The organism is Streptomyces sp. NPDC023541 (assembly GCF_055559995.1).
The window spans coordinates 1-22,971 of record NZ_JBVHJO010000022.1 but is presented as its reverse complement, the minus strand read 5'-3'; the positions used below and the strand labels follow the sequence as shown (position 1 = coordinate 22,971).

The following is a 22,971-nucleotide window of genomic DNA, read 5'->3' as shown; positions in this document are numbered from 1 at the left end:
TTCCGGGCCCCGAGGTCGCTGCGAGGAGGCATCGCCCGTGGCCGCAGTCGTCGATGACGCCGCCTCCGTGGAGTTCCATGCCTTCTTCGAGCGGCACCACGCCGAATTGGCCCGGCTCGCCCACCTGTTGACCGGCGAAGCGGATGCCGCCGACGACCTGGCCGCGGATGCGCTGCTCGCGCTGTGGCACCGCTGGGACCGAGTGCGGGCGAGCGAGCAGCCGGTGGCGTACGCGCGGGGCGTCGTCGCCAATCTGGCCCGGACGCGGATACGCAGAGCGGTGCGCGAGCGGCGGCGTGTCGCGCTGTTCTGGGCGCAGCGGGAGGAGAAGACAGAGAATCCGGACGTGGCCGGGGTGGTCGACGTACAAGGGGCGCTGCGCAGGCTGCCGTTCCGGAAGCGAGCGTGTGTCGTGCTGCGCCATGCGTTCGACCTGTCCGAGAAGGACACCGCGACGGCCCTGGGCGTGTCGGTCGGTACGGTGAAGAGCCAGACGTCGAAGGGGATGGCCGAGCTGCAGCGGCTGCTCGGCACGCAGGACGCTCCGCGTAAGGTGCACGCGGCGATGGCGCGTACCGGGAATGCCGGAGGAAGGAACCGATGAGCATGCGGCGGGACGTGCACGAGGAGCTGCGCACCCGGCTGCACGAGGCGGCCGGGGCGCACCGGCCCGACCGCGCGCGGATCCTGGCACGGCTGGAACGCGGCATGGCGCAGGAGGACCTGCCCCGCTCCCGCGCGGCCCGCCCTCCCCGGTTCGGCTGGGTGCGCGTGGCGGGCGTCACCGCGGCGGTCGCGGGGATCCTCGCCGCCGGCGGCTACGGCGTGGCCTCCGTGGTGAACGACGAGCCTGCGCAGCAGACGGTAGCGGTCCCGCCCACGCCCGCCCCCACCTCCACGCCCGCCCCGTCGACGGACGCGACGCGCCGTACTCCCTCGCCGGTGGACCCGACGCCCGCGGACCCGGCGCCCGCGGGTCCGACACCGAGCGCCTCCCGCGAGCCCCGCGAGCCGAGCGTCTCCCCGCCGCGTACGCCCGATGCCGGCGCGCCCGCCGCCGGCGAGCAGGACGGGCCGCTGTGGTCGGACGGCTCGGTGGACCCGCACAGCAACGACTTCTGGGCGCAGAGCAACGTCACCCTCAAGACGCGCGAGGTACTGACCGCACTGACCGTCGAGTTGCGGATCGCCCAGACCGGCGGGGTCACCTCCGCCGGTGCGTGGCGGTCGCTGCCCGAGGCCGACTTCACGCTGACGGTCGCCGAGAAGGACGGCTACCTCGTCCACACCTGGGTGCTCAAGCAGGGCCGTACGGTGCCGGCCGGGCAGTGGATGTTCGCCGGGCAGTACCACCACGCCCGCGGCGGCCGGGACGCCCGGGACGACCGCTACGCGGCCACCGCCCGGACGCGGAGCGAACCGCTCGCCGTGTCGGGCGACTTCGCCCGGCACGACGACTGACCGGCACAACGCGTCCGCGGACGGCGGCAGCCGCTGCGCCGGATCCCGGTCGGCCTTGCTCCGGAAGTGCCGGCGGAGTCGAGGGTCAGGTGCGCGGCCGGGGGGAGAGCCTCTTCTTCGGGCGAATCGATCTGCTGTACGCAACTCATGAACCGAAGGCCGGGCGGCGGGCCGTGAGTTCCGCCTGGGTGCGGCTACCTGGGCGGGCACGAGTGGGCCGGGCGGCCAGGGTCGGGCCTGGCCATGTCGCCGGGCAGAAACGCCGCAGGGGCGCGCTGCGCCGTCCTGGAGAATCGAGACCGGGCCGCCGCCCTCCCCTGGAAGGAGGTCGTGCGGCTCGCCCTCCCGGCGGGCACTGGCAGGCGAATGCCGACACGCGCCGGGGTGGTGTTAGGCGGGCTGTGGGGCGGGCGTTGCCGGAGCGGCCCCGGTCTTGCGGGTCTCTCGCATGATCAGCAGGCCGTTGAGCACCATCAGCGTCGCGGCCGCCGTCGCCGGACGGCCGGCTCGGCAGGCCGAAGCCCGGTGTCGTCATCTCCGGGCTCAGGATGAATTCCGTCCCGAACCAGAGGATGAAGAGGTTCCCGGATGTCGGGAGTTCGGGGGGTCCGCTGCCGGGCGGGGAGCGGGGATCGTGCGCCCCGGCGCGGGGCCGGCATGCGGGCTCAGGCGAGGGCTGTGACGAGCAGGGCGAAGGCGGCGATGATGACGGCGACGCGGACGTAGTGGAAGCGGTCCCAGCGGTTCATCTGCTCCTTCCAGTCGGCGGGCCGGTTCTCGGGGGTCCACGTCTTGGTCCGGTTGTTGATCGGGACGAGCAGCAGAATCGACATGATCACGCTGAGGAGCAGCAGTGCGCCGGCGGTGACGACGAGGCCGGTGGGGTGGTGGTGCCGTCCGGCGATGGCCCAGACCGCGACGAGGGCGAGCGAGGTGATGTACCAGACGGGCATCACGGCGCCGAGCATCCGGCCCCCGTGGGCGCGGCCGAGTTGGCCGCTGTCCTCCGGGAGGGCGCTGAGGATCGGGTTGATGACGAAGGCGACGGAGAACTCCACCCCCACCATCACGCCGACGACCACGGTGGTGATGACCTCAAGTGCGTTGAGCATGACGGCCCTCTCTCGTATCTAGCGTTGCTAGCTGATGGGGCAACGCTAGTGCTGCTGCCGCTTGATTGTCTAGCGGTGCTAGGATCGAATCATGTCGGTACAGGAACGCAAGGAGCGCGAGCGGGCGAAGCGCGAGCGCCTCATCGTGGCGACGGCCCGCGAACTCGCCGAGCAGCAGGGCTGGGACGCGGTCACCACCCGCCGGCTCGCCGAGCGCATCGAATACAGCCAGCCCGTCCTCTACAGCCACTTCCGCGGCAAACGGGAGATCATCGGCGCCGTCGCCCTGGAGGGCGCCGCCGAGCTGGCCGCGGCGGTGCGTGCCGCGACCGCCGCCGCAGGCGGCCCGCGCGAACGGGTGTCCGCCCTCGCCCGCGCCTACCTCGACTTCGCCGCACGCAACCCGGCGGTCTACGACGCCATCTTCCAGCTCGACGGCGGCCTGGCGTACGCGCAGGAGGACACCCCGGAACCTCTCAAGGACGCTTTCGCCGCGCTGCTGGAGCACCTGGGCGAGGTCGCCGGGGACGGCGTCGCCCCGGGGCTGTTCACCGAGACGTTCTGGGCGGCCCTGCACGGGCTGGCCACCCTGACCCGAGCCGGACGACTGCCGCCGCAGGACACCGAGCAGAGGGTGGAACTGCTGGTGGACCGGCTCTCCGTGGTCTGACACACCATCGCGCCGGCCGCGTCGGCCCACCTCGCTCTGGAGGGGGCAGCGATGGGACGCCCCTTCTCCCCAAGCCCCCATAGTCGTCAGCACGAGGAGACCCCCGTGCCGGACCGCGACGAGGAGGCCGTGTGGGAAGCCATGGCCGCGATGGCCGCGGTGGCGGGTTCGGCCGCGGGGTTGGAGCTGGGGGTGACCGGTCTCCGAGCGCGGCCGGCCGCAGAGCGAGGACGGGAGCCGAGGCGCCGTGTCCGCCGCCGGTGGACTCCTCCGGTTCGATCCAGCCGTCGGCGCGGCCGTCGGCGCTTCGTGATGCCGGCCGAGGCGGACTCGGACTCCGCGACGAAGGTCAGGGGGACGTTGCGGGCCAGAGCGCGGGCATCGCCCGCCTCGACCTCCACATGCGCCGACGTGGCGCGGCCGAGGCCGCGAGGACCGCGATCAGCACGGCGGCGAGCACGGCGGGGCGGGCTTGGTCACGGGACATGGCGCTCCCCGGGGTGCGGTGAGGAGGCTCCGTGCACGGCCTGCGACGCCCCCTCGGCAGATCCAGGGCCGTCCGCGCGCGGGATGGGGGGCCATCATGGTCGATCTGTCACAGGACGGGTGTGAAGGTGTCGCTCCCGGTGCGGGGCTCTCTCGCGTACGGCCGGGAGCGGGCAGGGGCCGAGGCGGGCTTCGGGGGCGTCAGGCGGGTTCGCGGCCCAGGGCGTCGGCCCGCCGGTAGTACTCGTGGAGGCCGTCGAAGAGGGGGTTGGCGACGGCCATGGTGCGGGTGTCGTCGCCGGTCATGGACAGGCCCCGCAGGACGACGTCGAGGCCGGGGGCCTCGGGGGCGTGGAAGCGTTCGTCGTCGATGTCGGCTTCGTGGACGATCTGTGCGATGCGTCGCAGGGCAGGGTCGTCGGTGAGGCGGTGGACGCGCAGGATGGTCTCGAAGCTGCAGTCGCCGTGGTGGTGGCCGAGTTCGGCGCCGCGCATGTCGAAGGGGGTGGCGTCCTTCGGGACCTGGGCGGGGTCGGTGACGAAGACGAACTCGGCTGCGGGGTCGATGAAGCGGCCGATCAGCCAGGCGCAGGCGGCGCGGTCGATGTGGATGCCGGCGCGGGTGGCCCACTTCATGGGGTGCTCTCCTCGGTGGCGTTGGCGGGGTGCAGGGCGTTGACGGCGGCTTCGGCGGCGAGCCGGTCGGGTGGGGGGTAGTAGTCGCGGCGCTGGATGCGCCGGAGTTCGGCGCGGAGTCTGGTCAGCGTGCGCAGCCGTTCGGCGTCGCCGGTGTCGTGGGCGGCTTCGGCCCGGGCGAGGACCTGCTGGTACTCGGTGGCCCGGGCCTGGGTCATGGCGTGGACGAGCTGCTGTTCGTGGCCGGCGGCGGCCGGGTGGGCGATCCACACCGTGGCGTGGCCGCCGAAGTCGGTGACCTCCTCGGCGATCCACTCCAGCTGCTCCTGGGTGCGGGCGTCGGCGGGCAGCGCGATGAGGCCGTCGCTGATCTGCGCGACGCCCAGGCGCTTGAGCTTGCGCCACACGGTGATCCGCGGGGTGGAGGGCTCGCGGGGCAGACGGTAGGAGAGCAGCACCCATTGCTGCTCAATGCCCGGGCTGCTCACGCCGGGTGCCCTGAGGGGTCTGTTCCGGCCGCGTCCAGAGGCTGCAACGAGCTGTTCATGTCCATCCCCCGAGATCTCCCTTCCGACGACCCGAGGACTGATGTAACCATGGTTGCACAGCAGGGGCGGGTGGGGATGCGCGGTCGCGCACCCCCGTGCCGTCCGGACCCCCGGCCGTCTCGTGCGGCTCCATCAGGACGGAGACCGTGCCGGTGACCGCCACCGACCAGCCCCCGAGCACCCCGGACAAAGCCGATCAAGCCCTGGCCGGTGGCGATGTCATTGCGCTGCGGCAGGCGATCCGCGCGTGGTTCGCGATCTCCTGGCAGACGTTCGGCGGTCCGGCCGGGCAGATCGCGGTGATGCAGCGGGCCCTGGTGGAGGACAAGCGCTGGATCGGCCAGCAGCGGTTCAACCACGCCCTGAGCTACTGCATGCTCCTGCCGGGACCGGAGGCCCAGCAGCTGGCGATCTACACCGGGTGGCTTCTCAACGGCACCCGCGGCGGGCTGATCGCCGGCACCCTCTTCGTCCTGCCCGGGGTCCTCGCGCTGCTCGCGCTGTCCGCGCTCTACGTCTCCTTCGGCTCGACGGCAGCCGTCACCGGCGTGTTCGCCGGCCTGGCGCCCGCGGTGGCCGCCATCGTCGTCCAGGCGGTCTCCCGGGTCGCCAAGCGCTCCCTGACCCACCCGCTCCTGGTCGCCCTCGCCGCCGTCTCCTTCGCGGCGCTGGCGTTGTTCTCGGTGCCGTTCCCCGCCGTGATCGCCGCCGCCGCTCTCGCCGGGTGGCTCATCGGCCACTTCAGGCCCGGCGCCCTGAAGCCCGCGGCCGGGCACGGGGCCGGTGACGGGCCGCCGCCGCTGATCCCCGATGACGCCCTGCACCACGAGCAGCCCGGCCGTCGGCGCACCTGGCGCATCCTCACCGCGGGCCTGCTGCTGTGGGCCGTCCCGGTGGCCGCCGTCGCTCTCCTGACCGGCGCCGACAGCGTGTTCACCGCCCAAGGCCTGTTCTTCTCCGGCACCGCGCTGGTGACCTTCGGCGGCGCCTACGCCGTCCTGGCCTTCGTCGCGCAGCAGGCCGTGCAGACCTACGGCTGGCTCAGCGCCAAGGAGATGGTCAGCGGCCTCGCTCTGGCCGAGACGACGCCGGGTCCGCTGATCATGGTGGTGCAGTTCGTCGCGTTCCTCGGCGCCTACCGCGACCCCGGCAGCCTCGACCCGTGGGCCGCGGCCCTGCTCGGCGCCCTGCTCACCACCTGGGTCACCTTCGTGCCGTGCTTCCTGTTCATCCTCCTCGGCGCCCCCTACATCGAGCGCCTTCGCGGCAACCGCAGGATTTCCGCCGCCCTGACCGGCATCACCGCCGCCGTCGTCGGCGTCATCGCCAACCTCGCCCTGTACTTCGCCGAACACACCCTCTTCACAGACGTGGCCGACAAGAGCTTCGGCCCTGTGCACATCGCCCTGCCCGACCTGGCCACACTGCGCCCTGCCGCCCTCGCGATCGCGGTGATCGCGGCGCTGCTGATCTTCAAGCTCCGCTGGAGCGTCCTGCGCACCCTCGGCGTCTGCGCGGCCCTCGGACTGGGCGCAGCCGTGGTAGGCCTTCCCGGCGTCTGAGCCGTCGGGCCGGCCGAGGATCCGCTACAGGGCGGCGTCGGCGGGTGCCGCGGCGGCGGGTGGGGTGTCGCGCAGGCCCATGCGCAGGTGCTCGACGTGGAAGAGGGCTTGGTCCAGGAGCTGGGCGACGTGGTGGTCGTAGAGGGCGTAGATGATCGAGCGCCCCTGGCGCTCTCCGGCGACCAGGCCGAGGTTGCGCAGGAGGCGCAGCTGGTGGGAGCAGGCGGAGGGTTCCATCTCGACGGCTTCGGCGAGTACGGCCACCGCGCACGGGCCTTCCTGGAGGCGGGCGAGGATACGCAGCCGGGAGGGGGTGGCCAGGGCCTGGAGGGTGGCTGCGACGTCGGCGGTCCCGACGGCGTCGAGGCGTTCGCGGGTGGTGGCGCGGTGTCCGCCGTCGGTTTCGTGGCCCATGGCGCCCATCCTACCGGCAACACATGAAGACCTGTTCAGGTGTTCTTGTATGGTGGTGGTGTCGCACAGAGCCGCCAAGGTCCTGGGCTGGGCCCTCCCTTCGTCTCCCGGAAGGCGCTTTTGCCGTGAGCACCCACCACGAACACGATCACAACCACGGCCCTGCCGACGGGCATCGCGACCGCCATGGCCATGACCATGGTCATGGCGGTGCGGGTTCGCGGTGGTCGCGTCTGCGTCATCTGCGTCATCACGTCGCACATCTGGTGGCCCCGCACAGCCACGAGGCGGGCGACAAGGTCGACTCCGCGATGGAGACCTCGAAGGAGGGCATGCGCACCCTGTGGCTGTCACTGGGCATCCTGGGTCTGACCACCGTCGTCCAGGCGGCGGTGGTCGCGCTGTCGGGATCCGTGGCGCTGCTGGGCGACACCGTCCACAACGCGGCCGACGCGCTGACCGCCGTCCCGCTGGGCATCGCGTTCGTACTGGGACGGCGGGCGGCGAACCGCCGCTACACCTACGGCTACGGCCGCGCCGAGGACCTCGCCGGCGTCGCCATCGTGCTGACCATCGCCGCGTCCTGCGCCCTGGCCGCCTACACGGCCGTCGACCGGCTGCTGAACCCGCGGGAGATCACCCACCTGTGGGCGGTGGCGGCCGCCGCACTCGTCGGGTTCATCGGCAACGAATGGGTGGCCCGCTACCGGATCCGCACCGGCCGGAAAATCGGCTCGGCCGCACTGGTCGCCGACGGACTGCACGCCCGCACCGACGGCTTCACCTCGCTCGCCGTACTGTTCGGCGCGGGTGGCGCTGCCATCGGCTGGAGGTACGCCGACCCCCTCGTCGGCCTGCTCATCACTCTCGCGATCCTCGCGGTGCTGCGCGGCGCGGCCCGGGAGGTCTGCCGACGGCTGATGGACTCCGTCGACCCCGCCCTCGTCGACAACGCCGAGCACGCCCTGCGCAGTGTGGACGGCGTCCGCGGTCTGGGGCAGGTGCGGATGCGGTGGATCGGACACACCCTGCGCGCGGAGGCCGACATCGTCGTCGATCCCCAGTTGACGGTCGTGCAGGCCCACGAGCTCGCGGTCGCGGCCGAGCACGCGCTGATCCACGCGGTGCCCCGGCTGACCGCCGCGACCGTTCACACCGACCACACCCACAGTGCCGGCCAGCACGCCGTGCTCGCGCATCACGGGGCGGGCCGGCCCTCCCTGACCCCGCCCTGACCCCGCCCAAGAGCCCAGAACGGCCCGGCCGCCGGCTCCCCCGGTCTCGTGCACGAAGGCGCCCTTCTGCGGCCCATCACCCGGGCGGCGATCCAGCCGCGCTCAAGCGGCCGGTGCTGGAGCGGCCGACCTGGCGGCCCGACATCCGGCCGCGGCCATCTCCACGGCGCGGGTCGCCATGCACCGCAAGACGGCCAACACCGCGAAGGCCACCGGGCAATACCCGCTCGGTGTTCTGTCCGAGTCGTCTACCCGAGCCCGGGGCCCTCCCCGCTCGACTTCCTGCCGTTGCACCACCTCCGGCAAGCCCCTCCCCCGGGCTTTCCGCCTCGGCACCACGCCCGGCCTCGCGAAGGTCGACTGCGTCCAGCAGATGGCGTGGGCCGTCGATTGACTCCAGGACATCCACTTCGAAGACGGCGGCACCTGCGCCGACCAGCTCGAAGCCGAATTCACCGACCTCGCCTCCATCGACGTGTCGTTCCAGGCGGCCAGCGTCCGCCCGCAGCAGGAGGCATACCCCTTCAGTGAGCCGAAGCACGACAGTGGCCGCGTTCTCGGGGCGGTGCCCGGGTCGGCTGCCGGCCCGGGCACCCGGTTCACGCCTCTACTCCATGAACTGGAAGGTCCACGCCTGGCTTCGGTCGTTGACGTCGAGTGGCCTCAGGGCGATACGGGGCGGGAAGATCCGCAGCACGCTGAGGTCCAGGGCCAGCTCCTCGCCGTCGACGGGGCCTCCGGGGACGACGACGTGGAAGGTGTGGGGCTGGTCGCACTGGTAGAGCGCCCACTCGCGCGGCTCGGGGTATCCGACGACCGGCTTGTTCGTCTCCGGCTCGCCGTCGTAGGAGACATAGGTTTCACTGCGGAGATTGCGGATCGTGTAGTTGCCGTTGCCGAGTCTCTCCAGCTGCCACTCCTGCTCGCCGGGGTTGCCGGTGGGAGGCAGCAGGACAACGGGGGTCTTGGGCTCCGATGCCCCGTCCAGCAGCGTGAGCAGCTGCTCGCGAGGGCGGGTGATCGTGTACGTGCCGTTCGGTACGGGTGTCATGGCCGACTCCACTTCTGACGTGCGGCGCCCGTGCGGGTCGCCACTGATCTGTTGGGCCAGGCGGATCCCTTCCCTGCCAACGTGCGACAGAGGGTCGGAAAGGCTCTGCGTCACCCTTCAGGAGTACAGCGAATGCGTCCCGGTGTTCGACCGGCTCGGTGGAGGCGTCCTCCGATGCCTCCCATGGTGTGTCCGGGGGCAGTTGCTCTGCGCGAGATCCCGTTGCCGGCGACTGGCAGCGTGCCCATCCGGTGACAACTACGGCGCCTCACCAACGCCACAACGCAGGTCGACAGCTGCCGCTGGTGACACCTACCGTGCGTCGGCAGCGGCGCTCACCGTGCCGGTGACCGCCACCGGCGTACCTGTCCGGCGCGGGGGTTGCCTCAGCTGCCGGTCGGCTGCCCGGCGCCTGACGGGACGGGGGCTCGGCCCGGCGCGGAGTGTCCTGTCGGGCTCTTGCTGCTCCGCCCGCACGGGCGGCATCAACGGAGCCCTGGAGGGGGTGGCGCAGCAGTTGGGTGGGGCCGTCGTGGTTGCCGTTGCGGTCGGCGGGTGGGTAGAGGCTGTCGATGAGGAGATCGCCTTGGCGCTGCCGGGGCCGGAGGGCACGGTGCCGCATGCAGCCGGCCGCCCGGGCGGCGCTCACGGGCGGTGGGACGGAGGGCCTGCGCGTCCGGCTGGCAGCGGACGCGGCCGCGCTCAAGGCGCACGGGACAACCCGCTACGGGCGGCGGCGCCGGCGGGGCAGGTCCCGCCGGCGCGCTGCCCCGCGGTCGGCCTGTCTCAGCCGAGTGCGTCGAGGAGTTCGTTGCACGCCTGTTCGCAGGAGCGGCAGGCTTCGGCGCAGAGGCGGCAGTGCTCGTGCATGTCCGCGTGGCGTCCGCGTTCGTCGCCGCACGCCTTGCAGACCATGGAGCACGCCTTGAGGATCGCGGCGGTGATGTTGGCGTCGTAGCCGGTGTGGCGGGAGAGGACCGCGGCGGCGGTGGTGCAGATGTCGGCGCAGTCCATGTCGGTGCGGATGCACTTGGCGAGATCGCCGGCCATGCCTTCGGACAGGCAGGCGTCGGCGCACGCCGTACACGCCTGTGCGCAGGCGATGCACTCCTCGATGCCTCCGTTCCCCTGCGGGGCCGGCGATCCGGGGCGGCCTCCATGGAAGCCCCCGGTACCTCCAGCCAACACCTCCGGACGCGGGGCCGCACGGCTGCGGTCAGTGGTAGGCGTGGACGACGGCGTGGCCCTTGCCGCGGCCGATCATCCACTTGTTCACCGGCGTCGTGACCACGAAGGCCACGACGAAGCCGCCCAGCAGCGCCGTCCAGAACAGCGCGTCCGACAGGTGGGCGTCCATCGCCCCGGGGACCAGGGCGATGATCCCGTTGTCGACGAGCTCCATCACCGCGATCGAGACGGTGTCAGCGGCCAGCGCCACCTTCACGGCCGTCTTGAAGTCCAGGCCGGCCTTGCGGACCGCGAACAAGGTGAACGAGTAGCCGAAGACGAACGCCAGGGTGATCGCCAGGACCATCGTCTGGACGTTGCCCCACATCAGGGCGGTGCCGATGACCATGCCGAGGATCTCACCGATCGCACAGCCGGACAGGCAGTGCAGCGTCGCCTTCGCCGCGGCCCCCCACGTCACCCCGCCCCTCTGATGCCCGGCGTGACCGGCGTGCGCCTGGTGCGCGGCGTGGTCGTGCGCGGTGCTGGTGTGGTGTGCGCCGTGGTCCATGACCGTCATCCCCAATCCCGTCCAGTGTGACCCCGCCCCCGCGGACTCACAGCACCACCATATACCCCCCAGGGGTATATGCAAGAGGCGGCGGTGTTCCCGGATCCTGCTCGCGCGGCGACCTACGGACCGGTTGTTGCCCAGCCGGCTGCCGGGGGGGCGCGGACCACAGGCAGGTGGCGATGCCGATCGGGACATGGATGATGAACACCCACGGCCGGCTGGCCCCCTCGGTGAACATCCCACCCGGGACTTCCGCGGTGCCGCCGGCCGGGGCGGCCGCGCCGTACAGGGCCAACGCCTTGCCGAGCTCCGTGGGGCTGTGGCCGAAGAGCATCACAGCTCCCCCGCTGTTCGGTCACGGTCAGCCGCCGAGGACGCCGTCGCCGGTCGGAGGCATCGACAGCGTTCTTCCACTGGCCGCCGGCCGTCACAGGAGAGCCAGGATCGCGAGCGCTCCGCCCACGTCGACGACCGCGCACCATTCGGACCAGGCCCTTGGGACAACCCGGCCCGTGCGGTGGTGGGCGATGTCCCAGACGCCGTGAGCCAGCCAGCCTGCGGCCACCACGTGCAGGCCCACGGTCTCTCCCAGTGCAAGGGCCAGCGCGGCCACGGCGGCCAGGCCGACAAGGCCTGCCAACTGAAGGACCAGAATGCGGAGGTCGCGCAGTTCTCCGCGGAACGCCCCGAAGAGCAGATAGCAGACCGGCATGATCGCGAGCAGAGCGGCGAGCATGGCGAGGGGCGGAACGCCGTCCACGAAGGTTGCGATCACTACTGCGACCGCGGCGACGGTGGGCCAGCGGTGCACCAGCCGGCGCGGCAGGGTCCCCGTGGCGTTCTCAGGTGCGGAGTTCATCGCGTTCCTCTCGGCGGGGGGTGCACCAACGGCTCCACCGTCCAGGCAGATCGAACGTCGCGGAAGAGCCGGAAGGAACGATGTCCGGCTTCTTGGGGTACCCGTCCTTCCGGCATAGGGTCACCGCATGGCGGAGCGGCTGATGGTGGTGGTCGGATACGAGGCAGCCGAATTGCTGGACATCGCCTGCGTGACGACGCCGTTGGGCATGGCCAACGGGATCGGTACGCCGACTGTGCCGTACCGGGTGCGCCTGGCCGGGCCGGGCGGCAGTCCCCTCGTCTGCGGTACGGGGCTCACGCTGGGTGCCGACGAGGCCCTCGAACGGCTTGTCGGCCCGCTGGACACCCTGATCGTCTCCGGTGGCGTCGGTTTCGAGCGGGCGGCGGCCGACTCGCGGCTCGTGGCACACGTGCGCCGGCTGGCGAAGGAGAGCCGCCGCGTGGCATCGGTGTGCACCGGGGCGGCGGTCCTGGCCGCCGCCGGGCTGCTCGACGGGCGACGGGCGACCACGCACTGGCGGTATGCGCGTGCACTCGCCGACGAGAACCCGCAGGTCACGTTCGACCCCGCGCCGATCTACGTTCGCGACGGCAACGTCTACACGGCGGCGGGAGTCACCAGCGCCCTGGACCTCACGCTGGCCTTCATCGAGGAGGACCACGGACCGGACCTGGCCCGACAGGTGGCCCGGGACCTGGTCGTCTACCTGCAACGGCCCGGCAGTCAAGCGCAGATGAGCCTGTTCACGTCCGCCCCCGTTCCGCGTGACGAGGTGACCAGGGGACTTGTGGAGCACATCGCGGCGCACCCGGGCGCCGATTTGAGTACGAAGGCGCTGGCCGCGCGGGCAGGGGTGACACCACGGCATCTCACCCGGCTGTTCACGCATCATCTGGGGCAGACACCGGCCCGCTACGTCCGTCTCGCCCGGGCGGAGGTCGCGGCGCAGTTGCTCGCTTCCACCGCCCTGCCGCTGGAGGCCGTGGCGGACCGATGCGGGTTCGGCAGCGCGGAGGCGATGCGGCAGGCGTTCACACGCCGGTTCGGGATCTCGCCCTCGCGCTACCGGAACGCAGCGCGGAAGGCGGAGTGACGCGGCTCGGCGGGCCCCGCACCCTCACGCCGCCGTACGCCCGGTGACGCCGTTCACGCCCCCCGGGCGGCGGGTGGGTGCAGGGCTGCGAATTCCAGCGGCGCCGACGGGTCGATCGACAGATCCAGCTGCGCCGGGGCGGACCGCCCCGGGCGCGGATCTGAGGAGGCCGCCGGCGGCGGAGCGATCCCCGCGCCGTAGGCGCAGACCGCGGCCTCGGCCGGGCCGCACCTGCCTGGTCAGGCGCAGCCCGGGCGCTGTCGGGCAAGCGGCGCTGCCAGCTGGAGGGGATTGACGCGTCATTGTGCCCGAGGAGGGCGGGAACCGGGACGGGACGTGGGTGGTTCTTCAGCGGGCGCGGCGGTAGTGGTGCGCGGTGGTGGCGACCCAAAGCATCGCGGTGATGGCTCCGACGGCCAGCGTGAGGGTGCCGGCCCTGCCGCCGGTCATCGCCCAGCCGTTGCCGAGCAGCAGGGCGGTGCCGGCGGCGCGGGAGGCGATCGCGTGCCTGCGGTTTCCGATGCGGCTGAAGTGGCGGCCCAGGACGTAGCAGGCGGCGATCAGCGAGGTGAAAGTGATCGACCCCGCTGCGAAGTGGGCGTAGCTGTGCCAGGTGAGTGCGGCGGGCGGCCCGTAGGGGGTGCCGGAGGGGAAGCCGTCTGCCGGGTCCATGACGAACAGTCCCGCAGCGACCATGCCGACGCCGCTGATCCTCACCAGCCGTGGCGCCCAGGTGCTTCCGGGGGTGCCGCGCAGGGCGCGGCGCAGGCCGGTCGCGCCGACGGCGAGCAGGGCTCCGGCTACCAGGAAGTTGGCGATCTGGAGCCAGCCCAGGGAGCCGTTGCTCAGTGCGCTCAGCGGGTGGCGGGTGATGTCGAAAGTGAGGAGGGCGGGGGTGGTGGCGGCAGCGCGGGGTGGCGGTGGAAGCGGCGGTGGTGGTCTGGGGGGGCACGGTGTGCCTCTCGGGTTCGTCGTGTTCGCTCTCGGTGACACGTCGATCAGCCGATGTGACAGGGAATGCGGGACGTTCCCTGTCACATGCTCCTGTTCGACGTAGAGGCAGAAGATCCGTACGACGAGACGAGGGAAACCCCATGCGTTACCTGATGACGACCCGGCCTACCGACACCGCTCCCGACGAGAAGCTGTACGTGGAGATGGGCAGGTTCGTCGAGGAGCTGACGGCGGCAGGTGTGCTGCTGGCCACCGGGGGCCTGGAGCCGGGCGGAGTACTGGTGAGCTGCGCGGGCGGCGACATCACGGTGACGGACGGGCCGTTCGCCGAGGCCAAGGAAGCCGTGGCCGGCTTTGCGCTGATCGAGGTCCGGTCCAAGGAGGAGGCGATCGAGCTGGCCCGCCGCTTCCGCCGGATCGTCGGTGACGGCGAAAGCGTGGTGCAGCAGGCCTTCGGACCCTGAGCGGCGAGGAGCGCGGGCCCCGGCTTGCGGGCGGGCTGGGGCAGGTGCTGTGATCATGGCTGTGCCGGATACCCGTCGCACGATCGACGCGGTCTGGAAACTCGAGTCGGCAAAGATCATCGCCGGGCTCACGCGGATGGTGCACGACGTCGGTCTCGCCGAGGAGTTGGCCCAGGACGCGCTCGTCGCCGCGCTCGAGCAGTGGCCCGCCGCGGGCGTCCCGGAGAACCCCGGCGCCTGGCTGACGACCACCGCCAAGCGGCGGGCCGTTGACCACATGCGACGCTCCCGGCTGCTGATGCACAAGCAGGAGCAGCTCGCCCACCACCGGCCCCCTCACCGGGCGCATGCTCATCGGCAGCGCCGACGGCTTCTGGGGCCCGAACGTCTCTTCGGCCCCGGACTTCCTCGCCTGGTATGAACGATGGCTCGACCACATGGCTGCCGGACAGGACAACCGGGCTCTGAAGCTCACCTCACCCCGGCTCCGAGCACATCCGATGCGGCAGCGGCTCGCGCACTCACCGTGAACGCACCACCCCGCCCGAGCCGAGATCCTTGAGGAACTGCCGTTGGCCGTCCAGGAATCCGTCCGCGAAGAGCGAGCGGGGCGTGAAGAGCGCAGTGAGCGTGATCTTGAGGTCCGACCGCTCGATGGACTGCTTGAGAAATGAATGGGTCGCGTCCGGGTAGCGCTCGGCGGTCAATACACCGCCCGGGTCCAGCACCTCGCGGTAGACGCGCTCCGTGTCGGCGGTGTCCACGTTCATGTCATGACCCGCGAGGGCCAGCAGCACCGGTACGCCGCGCAGGGCGCGGAGGTCCTGCGTGGCGTCCGCGGTGTAGTTCTTGGAGATGAAGCCCCAGCGATCGGCGGTCATGCCGTCCGCGTCGCCGTCCATGGCCCTGACGTACTCCTCGAAGGTCGCGTGGCGTTCCAGCAGCCGTCGGGTGGTGTCGCTCTTGGCGATCGCCGCGCCGGTACGGCTCGCTGACGCTCCGTCGGCGCGCAGTTCGGCGAGGAGGTGGTAGCGGCCCTGCCGGAGCCAGTTGATCGCGGGCGAGACGGCGATGACGAAGCTCACGGGCGTCTTGGCTGCGACCTTCGGCAGGACCCAGCCTGCCTGGCTGGCGCCCCAGAGCCCGATCCGGTCGCCGTCGATGTCGGGGCGGGCGCGCGCCCAGGCGATGGCGGCGGCCGCCTCGTCGGCCCGGTCGTCCATGGACTGGCCGAGCCAGTTCCCCGGCGCGCCCGCGACGCCGGGCTTGTCCCAGGACAGGGAGGCGTAGCCGGCTTTGGCGTTCGCTTCCCACAGGGGTTTGTACCCGTCGTCATGGGTGGCGTCGACGGGGCCGTCGCCGTGGACGTACACGACCAGGCCGTGGTGCTTGCGGCCGTCCTTGGGGGTGGCCAGTACTGCGTTGAGGGTGTGGCCGCCGTGGCGGATCGACACCCGCTGCTCGTCCATGGCGTAGGAGTGCTGCCACAGCACCACACCGACGAGACCGGTGGCCACGACCAGGGTGGTGACCAGTGACCACACGGCTGTGCGGAGCCCGCGCCGTCGGGGCTGGAGCTGTGGATGCATGGGACTGACCGCCTCTGTTCGGATGAGCCCAGAAACTATCAGCACAAGCACGGTCGTTGGAAGAATGATAGTTTTGAGCTCGGGTTGCAGTGACGAAGGAGGGCACGGCATGGGAGTGGACACGACGGACACCGGCGCCGGACCGGTGGTGGTCAGGCGGGGCCTTCCGGCCGGCGCCGAGCGGCGGGCGGCCGAGATGTACTGGGACGCCTTCGGCCGCAAGCTCGGCCCTGCGCTGAATCCGCCGGACAAGGCGGTGCCCTTCATCGCCGCCCACCTGAACGCCGACCGAGCGGTGTGCGCGCTCCTGGACGGGCAGCTCGTCGGCCTCGCCGGCTACCAGCTCGGCGGCCGTGCCCTCACCGGGGGGTCGGCCTGCGCCGTACTGCGCGCCTACGGACACCTGCGGGGGCTGCCCAGACTTCTGCTGCTCGCCCTGTTCGAACGCCACGCGGCCCCCGGCCAGCTCGTCATGGACGGCATCGCCGTGGACCCGGGCATGCGCGGGCGTGGCGTCGGCAGTCTGCTCATCGAGGAAGTGGCCGCCGTCGCGGCGGAGCAACATTGCCGGGAGATCAGACTGGATGTGATCGACACCAATCCGCGCGCCCGGGCCCTGTACGAGCGACGCGGCTTCACGGCCACGCGGACCGAACGCACGCCGTACCTGCGCGGGCTGCTGGGGTTCGGCGCGGTGACCACCATGCGTCGCGCCGTGGGAACGGGAAGGGCGAGAGAACTGTGAGCGCCGAGGCGGACCCCGTCGAGGTCCCCACCCGCATGCTCGTCCACGCGCTGATCCGCGAGGACGGCACCGTCGGCGCGGACGAGCTCTACACCGTCGCCAACACCCTGGGCATGAGCGACCAGCAGGTGCGGCTGTGCGTCAAACGCCTCGTGGCCGAGGGCCGGTTCACCCACGAGGGCCGCGGCCGCAAGGCGCAGTTGCACGCGACCGCGGACACCACGCGTGCCCTGGCTCCCCGTGCGGACTTCCTCCGGCACGCTTTCCGGCAGGACGCCGGGCTCGCGCCCTGGAACGGTGTCTGGCACCTGGCCGCCTTCGCGGTGCCCGAATCGGCGCGCACGGCCCGGGACGCACTGCGTGAGACGCTCGTCCACCTCGGCGGCGCCCCGCTCCAGGGCGGACTGTACGTCTGCGCCAACGCCTGGGAGCCGTACGTCGAAGAAGCGGCCCACCGCCTCGGCGCCCATGGCGCGCTCACCCTTCTCACCACGACCGACCTGCGCAAGGGCGACGCCCGAGAGCCCGTCGAACTCGCCCGCCGCCTGTGGCCCCTGCAGGAGATCGCCGACCGCTACCACCGTCTCAGCCGCATCACCCGGCCCCGCCTGGCCCGGCTCACCGGCCGTGTCCAACTCTCCCCGCCCGCACTCCTCACCATCGCGGTCGAGCTTGCCGCTGAACTGACCCGCGCCATGGAGCCCGACCCGCTGTTGCCGCCTCAGCTCCTGCCCCGGCCCTGGCCCGGCACCCGGGCCCGGGAGCTCGTGGCCCGGTGCTGGGCGGTCCTGCACGAACGAGAGGGCGGCGAGGCCCGCCCGGCCCTCTTCCGCCTCTACGCCGACATCACCCGGGAAGCTGCAGCCCGGGCCCGGCGCTGAAGAAGGACAGAGGGCGTGCACTTCCATTCGTACCGGCCGGTGCATTCGCCGGGGGTACGCCGATGCCTCCGAGACCGACCGGTCACCCGCCCGGCCACCCGGGGTCAGCGCAGGCCGTGGAGGAGCAGGCGGGGCGTTGCCCGCAGGAGCGCGGCCGCGGCCAGCCCGATGGCTGCCCCGGCCGCGACGTCGGTGGGGTAGTGCGCGCCGCTGTGCACCCTCTCGACCGCCACCATCACGGTCGGTACGCAGCATGCGGCGCCCGCCCACGGCCATGTGGGCGCGATGGCCGCGGTGAACGCCACGGCGGCGGCGGTGTGGCCGGAGGGGAAGGAGGAGCTGTCAGGGCGGTCCTGGACGTCCGAGTGCGGGATCCACTCCTTGGGTGGGCGGCGGCGCTCGATGAGCTGTTTCGCCACTCCGTTGGACAGCAGCTCCGCCAACGCCATGGCCGTGATCCCGGCGGCGGCCGCCTTGCGGCCGCGCCGGCCCCCGCCGGCCGCCATCACCCCCGCGGCCGCCCACCACAGCTTCGTGTGCTCGACCGCCTCCTCGACCGGAGGCAGGAGCCGGCGCGCCCAGGCGGAGTCCCATGCGGCCATCCGTTGGGTCAGGCGATGATCGGCGCCGCGCAGCGACGCCAGGATGTCCATGTTCCCCAGGCTTCCCCCACCTGCGGCGTCGCACGCCCCGCTCATGCCAGGCGGCGGCGGTCCTCGTCACTCCACTTGCGGGTGTCGCGGGGCTCGACGTAGGGCTCCTCGTCCTCGGGGTGGCCGCCGGCGATGGCGCGCTGGCGGACCATCTCGGCGTCGAACTCCAGGCCGAGGAGGATGGCCAGGTTGGTGATCCACAGCCAGATCAAGAAGACGATCACTCCGGCGAGGGTGCCGTACGTCTTGTTGTACGAGCCGAAGTTGGCCACGTAGAACGCGAAGCCCGCGGAGGCGATCATCCAGATCACCAGTGCCAGGAAGCTCCCGGGGGTGATCCACTTGAAGCCGCGGCCCTTGGCGTTCGGCGCCGCCCAGTACAGGATCGCAATCATGATCGTGACAAGCAGGACCAGGACCGGCCACTTCGCGATCGACCACGCCGTCATCGCCGTGTCACCGACCCCGAGAGCGGCTCCCGCCTGCCGGGCCAGAGTGCCGGTGAAGATCACGATCAGTGCACTGGCCACCGCGAGGATCATCAGTGTGATCGTCAGCGCCAGCCGTAGCGGCAGGACCTTCCACACCGGCCGGCCCTCGGGCATGTCGTAGACGGCGTTCGAGGTGCGGATGAACGCGGCGACGTAACCGGAGGCCGACCAGATCGCCACGGCCAGGCCGACGATCGCCACGAGCGAGCCGATACCGGCGTTCCCCTGCAGCTGCTGGACCGCATTGCTGATCACATCGCGTGCGGAGCCGGGCGTCAGCTTCTGCAGGTTGTCCAGCACCTGCTTGGTCGCCGACTCTCCGGCGATACCCAGCAGCGATACCAGCACCAGCAGCGCCGGGAAGAGGGCAAGCACCCCGTAGTAGGTCAAGGCGGCGGCCCGGTCGGCCAGCTCGTCGTCCTTGAACTCCTTCAGCGTGCCGCGCAGCGTCGCCGTCCACGAGTGTTTGGGCATGTCCGACAACCGGTCCGGAGCCCGCTCTTCCACCTGCCCGTCCGGTCCCGCGCCCTCGGTCCGATCCGTCCCCCGCGGCCGGGGGGTGCCGCCGGGCTCTCGTTTCGGTGTATGTGTCATACCCGGCGGCTTTCCTCTCCCGCGCGTCTCATGCACCAACCGCCGGTCCAGCCGGTTCCGGGTGGCCGGCGGGGCAGTCCGCGGTGCGCCGGGCGACCGAAAGCGGCCTCTCACCTGCGGTTGAGCGGCCCCCATACGCCCTGCTGCTGGTGGATCTCCTCCTCCGCCTCCGTGATCACCTTCTGATCGACCCACCCGAGGGGCTCCACGTCCCGCACGAGAGGCTCGTTGTCGGGTCCGCGCCCGGCCTCGGTGCCCACAAGCAGCCAGGGCCTGACCCGGGTGTCCTTGACACGCGGCAAGTGCGAGTAGTCGTACAGGCGTCGCGCGGCCCATGTGCGCAGCGGCCGCTCTCCCCACCAGTCCTCGACGTCCATGGGGTTCGCCGACAGGCCGGGCAGTTCGATGCCGGTGAGCGCGTCCCGGCTCGACGGCTCGCGCGAGAGATCGAGTTGCGGGCCCATCGACCAGCGCACATACAGTCCCCGTCGGCCGGTGAGCAGCGCCGTCAGTTCGTCCAGCGACCCGATGACCGCCATCGACCAGTCCCGAACCCCGTCCATACGCGGCGGCTACCCAGCTCTGCGCCGGATAGCGGCAGAGCCTTTCCGGACCGCCTGGTCCGCTTTGAGGATCACGGCGCGGGCGGAAGGCGCACGGCGGCGCCATCCCGGCGGAGCGTGCGGGCGCCGACGGGCGGAGCAGTTCTGCGCCCTCGGGCACAACACCGACGCGTACAAGCGAGCGCGTTCCCGCTGCGGGGCGGATGTCAGCCAGCGACAGGAACAGCGTTTGCGTGCCAGTCCGGGCCAACGCCTGCCGACCGTACACTTCGACACCGTCCACCGCGTCCGACGCCGGGAGTTCATGGGTTTCCAATGCCTTCGCGCAGTTCTGCTTCTCGTCCTGCTCCACAGCCGCCCGGGTCTCCGGCGCCGGCAGGTCGCACGCCTTCGCGAAATCCCTTTCCGCCACGGCCCGTTCGAAGAGGAGCCCCGCATCCCGGGCGCCGTCCACGCGCACGGCGGACGCCCCACACCCGGATGGGAGCTCGCCTGCCCTCCCGGTACATCTGCGACTTCGCCGGCATGCCGGGGGCCGTGGGCGGAGGCGTCCGGGCCGGCGGCATTTCGCCGATCCGAGGGCAGAACCGCGTCGTCAGAGGTCTGTGGCCGGTGAAGCCCGCCAGGACGGCGGGAAGCCGGCGGTGTGCATCACGCGGCTGCTCCGCGGGCAGTCGCAGGGCATGAAGCGATTCCCCGATGCGAGCAGCTACTGGATGCAGACGGTCGAGATGCCCGCCTTTCGGTCCCTCGCGGCGCCGACGCAGGCGGACGTAGTCGTAATCGGCGCAGGTATCGCAGGTCTCAGCACCGCCTGGGAACTTTCCCGCGCGGGCCGCCACGTCATCGTCCTCGAAGCGGGCCGGATCGCGGCCGGTGTGACCGGTCATACGACAGGCAAGGTCACCGCTCTGCACACGAGCATCTACAGTCAGCTGCGCTCACAGCACGGGGAGGAGGCCGCCGGCCTCTACGCCACTTCCCAGAGCGCCGCGCTCCACCACCTCCTGGAGGTGGCAGCGGAACTCGATGTCGACTGCGAGCTCGAACGGCGTCCCGCCTTCACCTATTGCGAGGACCCCGAGGGAGTGCAGGCACTGCGTACGGAGGCGCAGGCAGCCCGGGAGGCGGGGCTGAGCGCGGACTTCGTCACCGCTACCGGCCTGCCCTATCCGGTGGCGGGTGCCGTCAGGGTCGACGGCCAGGCTCAGTTCCACCCTCTGAAGTACCTGCGCGCCCTCGCCGACGACCTCACCGCGCGCGGCGGGCAGATCTACGAGGGCACCCGTGTCACCGAGCTCGACGAGGGCGAGCCCTGCCGGCTCACCACGGAGTCGGGAGAAACCGTCACTGCCCGGCACGTGGTCGTCGCAACGCACCACCCCGTCTTCGACCACGCCCTGCTGTCGACACGCCTCACGCAGCACCGCGACCTCGTCATCGCCGGCCCCGTCCCCGCAGGCCTCGACCCGGCCGGCATGTACATCACGAGCGAGGACGGCAAGCGATCCGTACGCACCGCGCCCGGACCCGACGGTGAGAGGCTGCTGATCGTCACCGGGGAAGCCTTCACGCCGGGCGCCGGCGAAGACACCGAGGCCCGGTACGCCCGTCTCCAGTCCTGGGCCGAGCAGCGGTTCCCCGGCTTCAAGACCACTCATCGGTGGGCGGCCCAGGACAACAGTGCCACCGACACCATCCCCCTGATCGGGCCCATGCGCCCCGGAAACCAGAACGTCTACACCGCCACCGGGTTCGCGGGATGGGGCATGACCGGAGGCGTGCTGGCCGGCCGGCTCCTCGCCTCCTTGATCACCGCAGCCCCCCGCCCGGCATGGGCCGAGTTCTACGATCCCCGCCGCCTGGGATCGGCCGCCCGGACCGCCCCCGCATTCCTCAAAGCACAGTGGGACACCGGCAAGCACTTCGTGAAAGGCCGCCTCGACTCCCTGGGAGACGGCACGAACGGCCCGGGTGCCGCCCTGCGCCCCGGCGAGGGCACCGTCGTACGCGCCCACGGCAGGCCCTGGGCCGTCCACCGCGACGAGCAGGGCGAACTGCACGCGGTCTCCGCCGTCTGCACGCACCTCGGCTGCATCGTCGCCTTCAACAATGCAGAGCGGACGTGGGAGTGCCCCTGCCACGGGTCCCGGTTCGCCCTCGACGGCGAGGTCCTCCAGGGTCCCGCACTCCACCCGCTGGAACAGCAGGACACAGACGGGCTCTGACCCTCGACCGGGACGAACGCCCGGCGAGGTGGTGCGTTCGGCCCCAGCGATGATGTCGCCCGGCAGCTCGCGAAGGCCGGCCCAGGACCTCGCCGTCACGACCGCCACCGAGCTCCTGGCCAGGGAGTGTCGTCGAAGTAGCGTCGGCCGCCAGAGACCGGACGGAACTCGTCGGCCGGCAGCTCCAGCAGCTCAGGACCGAGCCGAGCGCATCGTGGACAGGTGTGCCGGACGGCTGCCGCGGGTCTACCGCGATCGTGATGCGGCGGCTGTCCGGCCCACGGGGCTTCCCCCGGCCCGTACCCCGGCGGTTCGGCGGGCTGCGGCCCGATCCTGCAGGCTGCGGCGCAGCAGGCTGGTGGATGTGCAGCGCGGTTTCCCGTTGATGTCGGGGGGCGGGTACAGGCCGTCGATGAGGTCGAGGAGGCGGCGGGGCTGTGGCTGCCAGTTGTAGGCGAAGAACGCGATGCCGCGTCCGTTGAGACGGCGGGCGAATTCGAGGAGGCCGTCCAGGCCGGTGACGTCGATGAAGCTCAGGCGCCGCATGTCGCAGGCCACGACGGTGACGCCGTCGTCGAGGTCGGCCAGCGTCTCGTCGAGAGCGGATCGGGTGTGCAGGTCGAGCTCACCGGCAGGGGTGAGGTGCACGGTCGGCCCGTAGCGCCTCATCGGCATGCGGAAGTCCATGTCGTCTCACCTCGCCATGATCGGCTGGTTCGATGCGCTCCCGCCCGATTTTCGGGCGGGAGCGACCCGCGCCGGTCCCGGGGTGCCCGGAGCCGGGCAGCCCGGGACGCTCGGGTCGGTCAGGCAGCGTGCTGCTGCGGGCGCAGGTCTGCTTGCCCGAAGAGGAGGGCGTAGCCGTCGGGGAGCTGGTGGAGGATGCGGGCGAGGAGGTCGGGTCCGGCGAGGCGGGCGACGACGGCGAGGACGGCTCC

At 71.7% G+C, this 22,971-nt stretch carries 24 protein-coding genes and 4 pseudogenes; 12 read left to right on the top strand and 16 right to left on the bottom strand.

All coding sequences use genetic code 11. From position 1 onward, the window contains the following. Positions 1-37 precede the first annotated feature (37 nt). Positions 38-604 (top strand): SigE family RNA polymerase sigma factor, encoded by a 567-nt coding sequence (locus ACZ3X1_RS33480; protein WP_356814814.1) that lies wholly within the window; start codon positions 38-40, stop codon positions 602-604. Next, positions 601-1,461 (top strand): hypothetical protein, encoded by an 861-nt coding sequence (locus tag ACZ3X1_RS33475; RefSeq protein ID WP_467282752.1) that lies wholly within the window; start codon positions 601-603, stop codon positions 1,459-1,461. Before ACZ3X1_RS33480 ends, ACZ3X1_RS33475 begins: the two co-directional genes overlap by 4 nt. 665 nt (positions 1,462-2,126) lie before the next feature. Here the strand turns inward: ACZ3X1_RS33475 and ACZ3X1_RS33470 are convergent. Beyond that, the gene (locus tag ACZ3X1_RS33470; RefSeq protein ID WP_467282750.1) at positions 2,127-2,573 is read right to left on the bottom strand and encodes an anthrone oxygenase family protein; all 447 of its coding nucleotides are present in this window, start codon (positions 2,571-2,573) and stop codon (positions 2,127-2,129) included. Positions 2,574-2,664: 91 nt separating this feature from the next. On the opposite strand from ACZ3X1_RS33470, the gene ACZ3X1_RS33465 reads away from it, so the two are divergent. Next, a complete protein-coding gene (locus ACZ3X1_RS33465; protein WP_467282748.1) occupies positions 2,665-3,243 on the top strand; it encodes a TetR/AcrR family transcriptional regulator in 579 nt (192 codons plus the stop codon). A gap of 687 nt (positions 3,244-3,930) precedes the next feature. Here the strand turns inward: ACZ3X1_RS33465 and ACZ3X1_RS33460 are convergent. Both ACZ3X1_RS33460 and ACZ3X1_RS33455 read right to left on the bottom strand, forming a co-directional pair. Next, positions 3,931-4,365 (bottom strand): chromate resistance protein ChrB domain-containing protein, encoded by a 435-nt coding sequence (locus tag ACZ3X1_RS33460; protein ID WP_390080288.1) that lies wholly within the window; start codon positions 4,363-4,365, stop codon positions 3,931-3,933. Then, positions 4,362-4,853 (bottom strand): Chromate resistance protein ChrB, encoded by a 492-nt coding sequence (locus ACZ3X1_RS33455; protein ID WP_356814819.1) that lies wholly within the window; start codon positions 4,851-4,853, stop codon positions 4,362-4,364. The genes ACZ3X1_RS33460 and ACZ3X1_RS33455 overlap by 4 nt, the downstream gene beginning before the upstream one ends. A gap of 212 nt (positions 4,854-5,065) precedes the next feature. On the opposite strand from ACZ3X1_RS33455, the gene chrA reads away from it, so the two are divergent. Then, positions 5,066-6,475: a chromate efflux transporter gene (gene chrA, locus ACZ3X1_RS33450; protein ID WP_467282745.1), complete on the top strand. Its 1,410-nt coding sequence runs from the start codon at positions 5,066-5,068 to the stop codon at positions 6,473-6,475. Positions 6,476-6,499: 24 nt separating this feature from the next. Here chrA and ACZ3X1_RS33445 read toward each other — a convergent pair whose 3' ends face one another. Then, positions 6,500-6,889 (bottom strand): ArsR/SmtB family transcription factor, encoded by a 390-nt coding sequence (locus ACZ3X1_RS33445; protein ID WP_362635105.1) that lies wholly within the window; start codon positions 6,887-6,889, stop codon positions 6,500-6,502. Between the two features lie 242 nt (positions 6,890-7,131). Here ACZ3X1_RS33445 and ACZ3X1_RS33440 point away from each other — a divergent pair, with 242 nt between their 5' ends. Beyond that, positions 7,132-8,124: a cation diffusion facilitator family transporter gene (locus tag ACZ3X1_RS33440; RefSeq protein WP_467282890.1), complete on the top strand. Its 993-nt coding sequence runs from the start codon at positions 7,132-7,134 to the stop codon at positions 8,122-8,124. Between the two features lie 607 nt (positions 8,125-8,731). Here ACZ3X1_RS33440 and ACZ3X1_RS33435 read toward each other — a convergent pair. From ACZ3X1_RS33435 to ACZ3X1_RS33415, 5 genes and pseudogenes are all read right to left on the bottom strand, one after another. After that, entirely contained in the window at positions 8,732-9,175 is a 444-nt protein-coding gene (locus tag ACZ3X1_RS33435) for an RICIN domain-containing protein (protein WP_467282742.1), read from the bottom strand. Positions 9,176-9,961: 786 nt separating this feature from the next. Further along, positions 9,962-10,291: pseudogene (locus ACZ3X1_RS33430) on the bottom strand (four-helix bundle copper-binding protein); the annotation flags it as partial. Between the two features lie 100 nt (positions 10,292-10,391). Continuing rightward, a complete protein-coding gene (locus ACZ3X1_RS33425; protein ID WP_467282739.1) occupies positions 10,392-10,913 on the bottom strand; it encodes a DUF4396 domain-containing protein in 522 nt (173 codons plus the stop codon). 169 nt (positions 10,914-11,082) lie between these two features. Beyond that, positions 11,083-11,253, bottom strand: a pseudogene (locus tag ACZ3X1_RS33420) (MFS transporter); the annotation flags it as partial. A 90-nt stretch (positions 11,254-11,343) separates the two neighbouring features. Further along, entirely contained in the window at positions 11,344-11,775 is a 432-nt protein-coding gene (locus ACZ3X1_RS33415; RefSeq protein ID WP_467282737.1) for a hypothetical protein, read from the bottom strand. Positions 11,776-11,902: 127 nt separating this feature from the next. On the opposite strand from ACZ3X1_RS33415, the gene ACZ3X1_RS33410 reads away from it, so the two are divergent. After that, positions 11,903-12,871 (top strand): GlxA family transcriptional regulator, encoded by a 969-nt coding sequence (locus ACZ3X1_RS33410; RefSeq protein ID WP_467282735.1) that lies wholly within the window; start codon positions 11,903-11,905, stop codon positions 12,869-12,871. A gap of 348 nt (positions 12,872-13,219) precedes the next feature. Here ACZ3X1_RS33410 and ACZ3X1_RS33405 read toward each other — a convergent pair whose 3' ends face one another. Then, positions 13,220-13,864 carry a DUF998 domain-containing protein gene (locus ACZ3X1_RS33405; RefSeq protein WP_467282733.1) on the bottom strand — a complete coding sequence of 215 codons (645 nt, stop codon included), beginning with the start codon at positions 13,862-13,864 and terminating at the stop codon, positions 13,220-13,222. A 101-nt stretch (positions 13,865-13,965) separates the two neighbouring features. Between ACZ3X1_RS33405 and ACZ3X1_RS33400 the strand changes: the two genes are divergently transcribed. The 3 genes and pseudogenes from ACZ3X1_RS33400 to ACZ3X1_RS33390 form a co-directional block, all read left to right on the top strand. Then, positions 13,966-14,289 carry a YciI family protein gene (locus tag ACZ3X1_RS33400; RefSeq protein WP_467282731.1) on the top strand — a complete coding sequence of 108 codons (324 nt, stop codon included), beginning with the start codon at positions 13,966-13,968 and terminating at the stop codon, positions 14,287-14,289. Positions 14,290-14,344: 55 nt separating this feature from the next. Next, the gene (locus tag ACZ3X1_RS33395) at positions 14,345-14,710 is read left to right on the top strand and encodes a sigma factor (RefSeq protein ID WP_467282728.1); all 366 of its coding nucleotides are present in this window, start codon (positions 14,345-14,347) and stop codon (positions 14,708-14,710) included. Next, positions 14,613-14,819: pseudogene (locus ACZ3X1_RS33390) on the top strand (SMI1/KNR4 family protein); the annotation flags it as partial. The gene ACZ3X1_RS33395 and the pseudogene ACZ3X1_RS33390, both read left to right, overlap by 98 nt. On the opposite strand, the gene ACZ3X1_RS33385 reads toward ACZ3X1_RS33390, so the two are convergent. After that, the gene (locus tag ACZ3X1_RS33385) at positions 14,811-15,878 is read right to left on the bottom strand and encodes an alpha/beta hydrolase family protein (protein ID WP_467282725.1); all 1,068 of its coding nucleotides are present in this window, start codon (positions 15,876-15,878) and stop codon (positions 14,811-14,813) included. The pseudogene ACZ3X1_RS33390 and the gene ACZ3X1_RS33385 sit on opposite strands and share 9 nt — an antisense overlap. 109 nt (positions 15,879-15,987) lie before the next feature. Between ACZ3X1_RS33385 and ACZ3X1_RS33380 the strand changes: the two genes are divergently transcribed. Both ACZ3X1_RS33380 and ACZ3X1_RS33375 read left to right on the top strand, forming a co-directional pair. Beyond that, entirely contained in the window at positions 15,988-16,623 is a 636-nt protein-coding gene (locus ACZ3X1_RS33380; RefSeq protein ID WP_362635122.1) for a GNAT family N-acetyltransferase, read from the top strand. Positions 16,624-16,658: 35 nt separating this feature from the next. Further along, positions 16,659-17,504 (top strand): PaaX family transcriptional regulator C-terminal domain-containing protein, encoded by an 846-nt coding sequence (locus ACZ3X1_RS33375; protein ID WP_467282888.1) that lies wholly within the window; start codon positions 16,659-16,661, stop codon positions 17,502-17,504. Positions 17,505-17,608: 104 nt separating this feature from the next. On the opposite strand, the gene ACZ3X1_RS33370 is transcribed toward ACZ3X1_RS33375, so the two are convergent. The 3 genes from ACZ3X1_RS33370 to ACZ3X1_RS33360 form a co-directional block, all read right to left on the bottom strand. Beyond that, on the bottom strand, positions 17,609-18,157 hold the full coding sequence (locus ACZ3X1_RS33370) for a phosphatase PAP2 family protein (protein ID WP_467282721.1): 549 nt from the start codon (positions 18,155-18,157) through the stop codon (positions 17,609-17,611). 41 nt (positions 18,158-18,198) lie between these two features. Further along, a complete protein-coding gene (locus tag ACZ3X1_RS33365; RefSeq protein WP_467282719.1) occupies positions 18,199-19,242 on the bottom strand; it encodes a YihY/virulence factor BrkB family protein in 1,044 nt (347 codons plus the stop codon). Positions 19,243-19,352: 110 nt separating this feature from the next. After that, positions 19,353-19,805, bottom strand: a complete 453-nt coding sequence (locus tag ACZ3X1_RS33360; RefSeq protein ID WP_356815047.1) for a DUF6098 family protein — start codon at positions 19,803-19,805, stop codon at positions 19,353-19,355. A gap of 683 nt (positions 19,806-20,488) precedes the next feature. Here ACZ3X1_RS33360 and ACZ3X1_RS33355 point away from each other — a divergent pair. Then, positions 20,489-22,033, top strand: coding sequence for an FAD-dependent oxidoreductase (locus ACZ3X1_RS33355; RefSeq protein WP_467282716.1), 1,545 nt, complete (start codon positions 20,489-20,491; stop codon positions 22,031-22,033). A gap of 246 nt (positions 22,034-22,279) precedes the next feature. On the opposite strand, the gene ACZ3X1_RS33350 is transcribed toward ACZ3X1_RS33355, so the two are convergent. Beyond that, positions 22,280-22,720: an STAS domain-containing protein gene (locus tag ACZ3X1_RS33350; RefSeq protein WP_467282714.1), complete on the bottom strand. Its 441-nt coding sequence runs from the start codon at positions 22,718-22,720 to the stop codon at positions 22,280-22,282. A gap of 119 nt (positions 22,721-22,839) precedes the next feature. Further along, positions 22,840-22,971: pseudogene (locus ACZ3X1_RS33345) on the bottom strand (DUF2267 domain-containing protein); the annotation flags it as partial.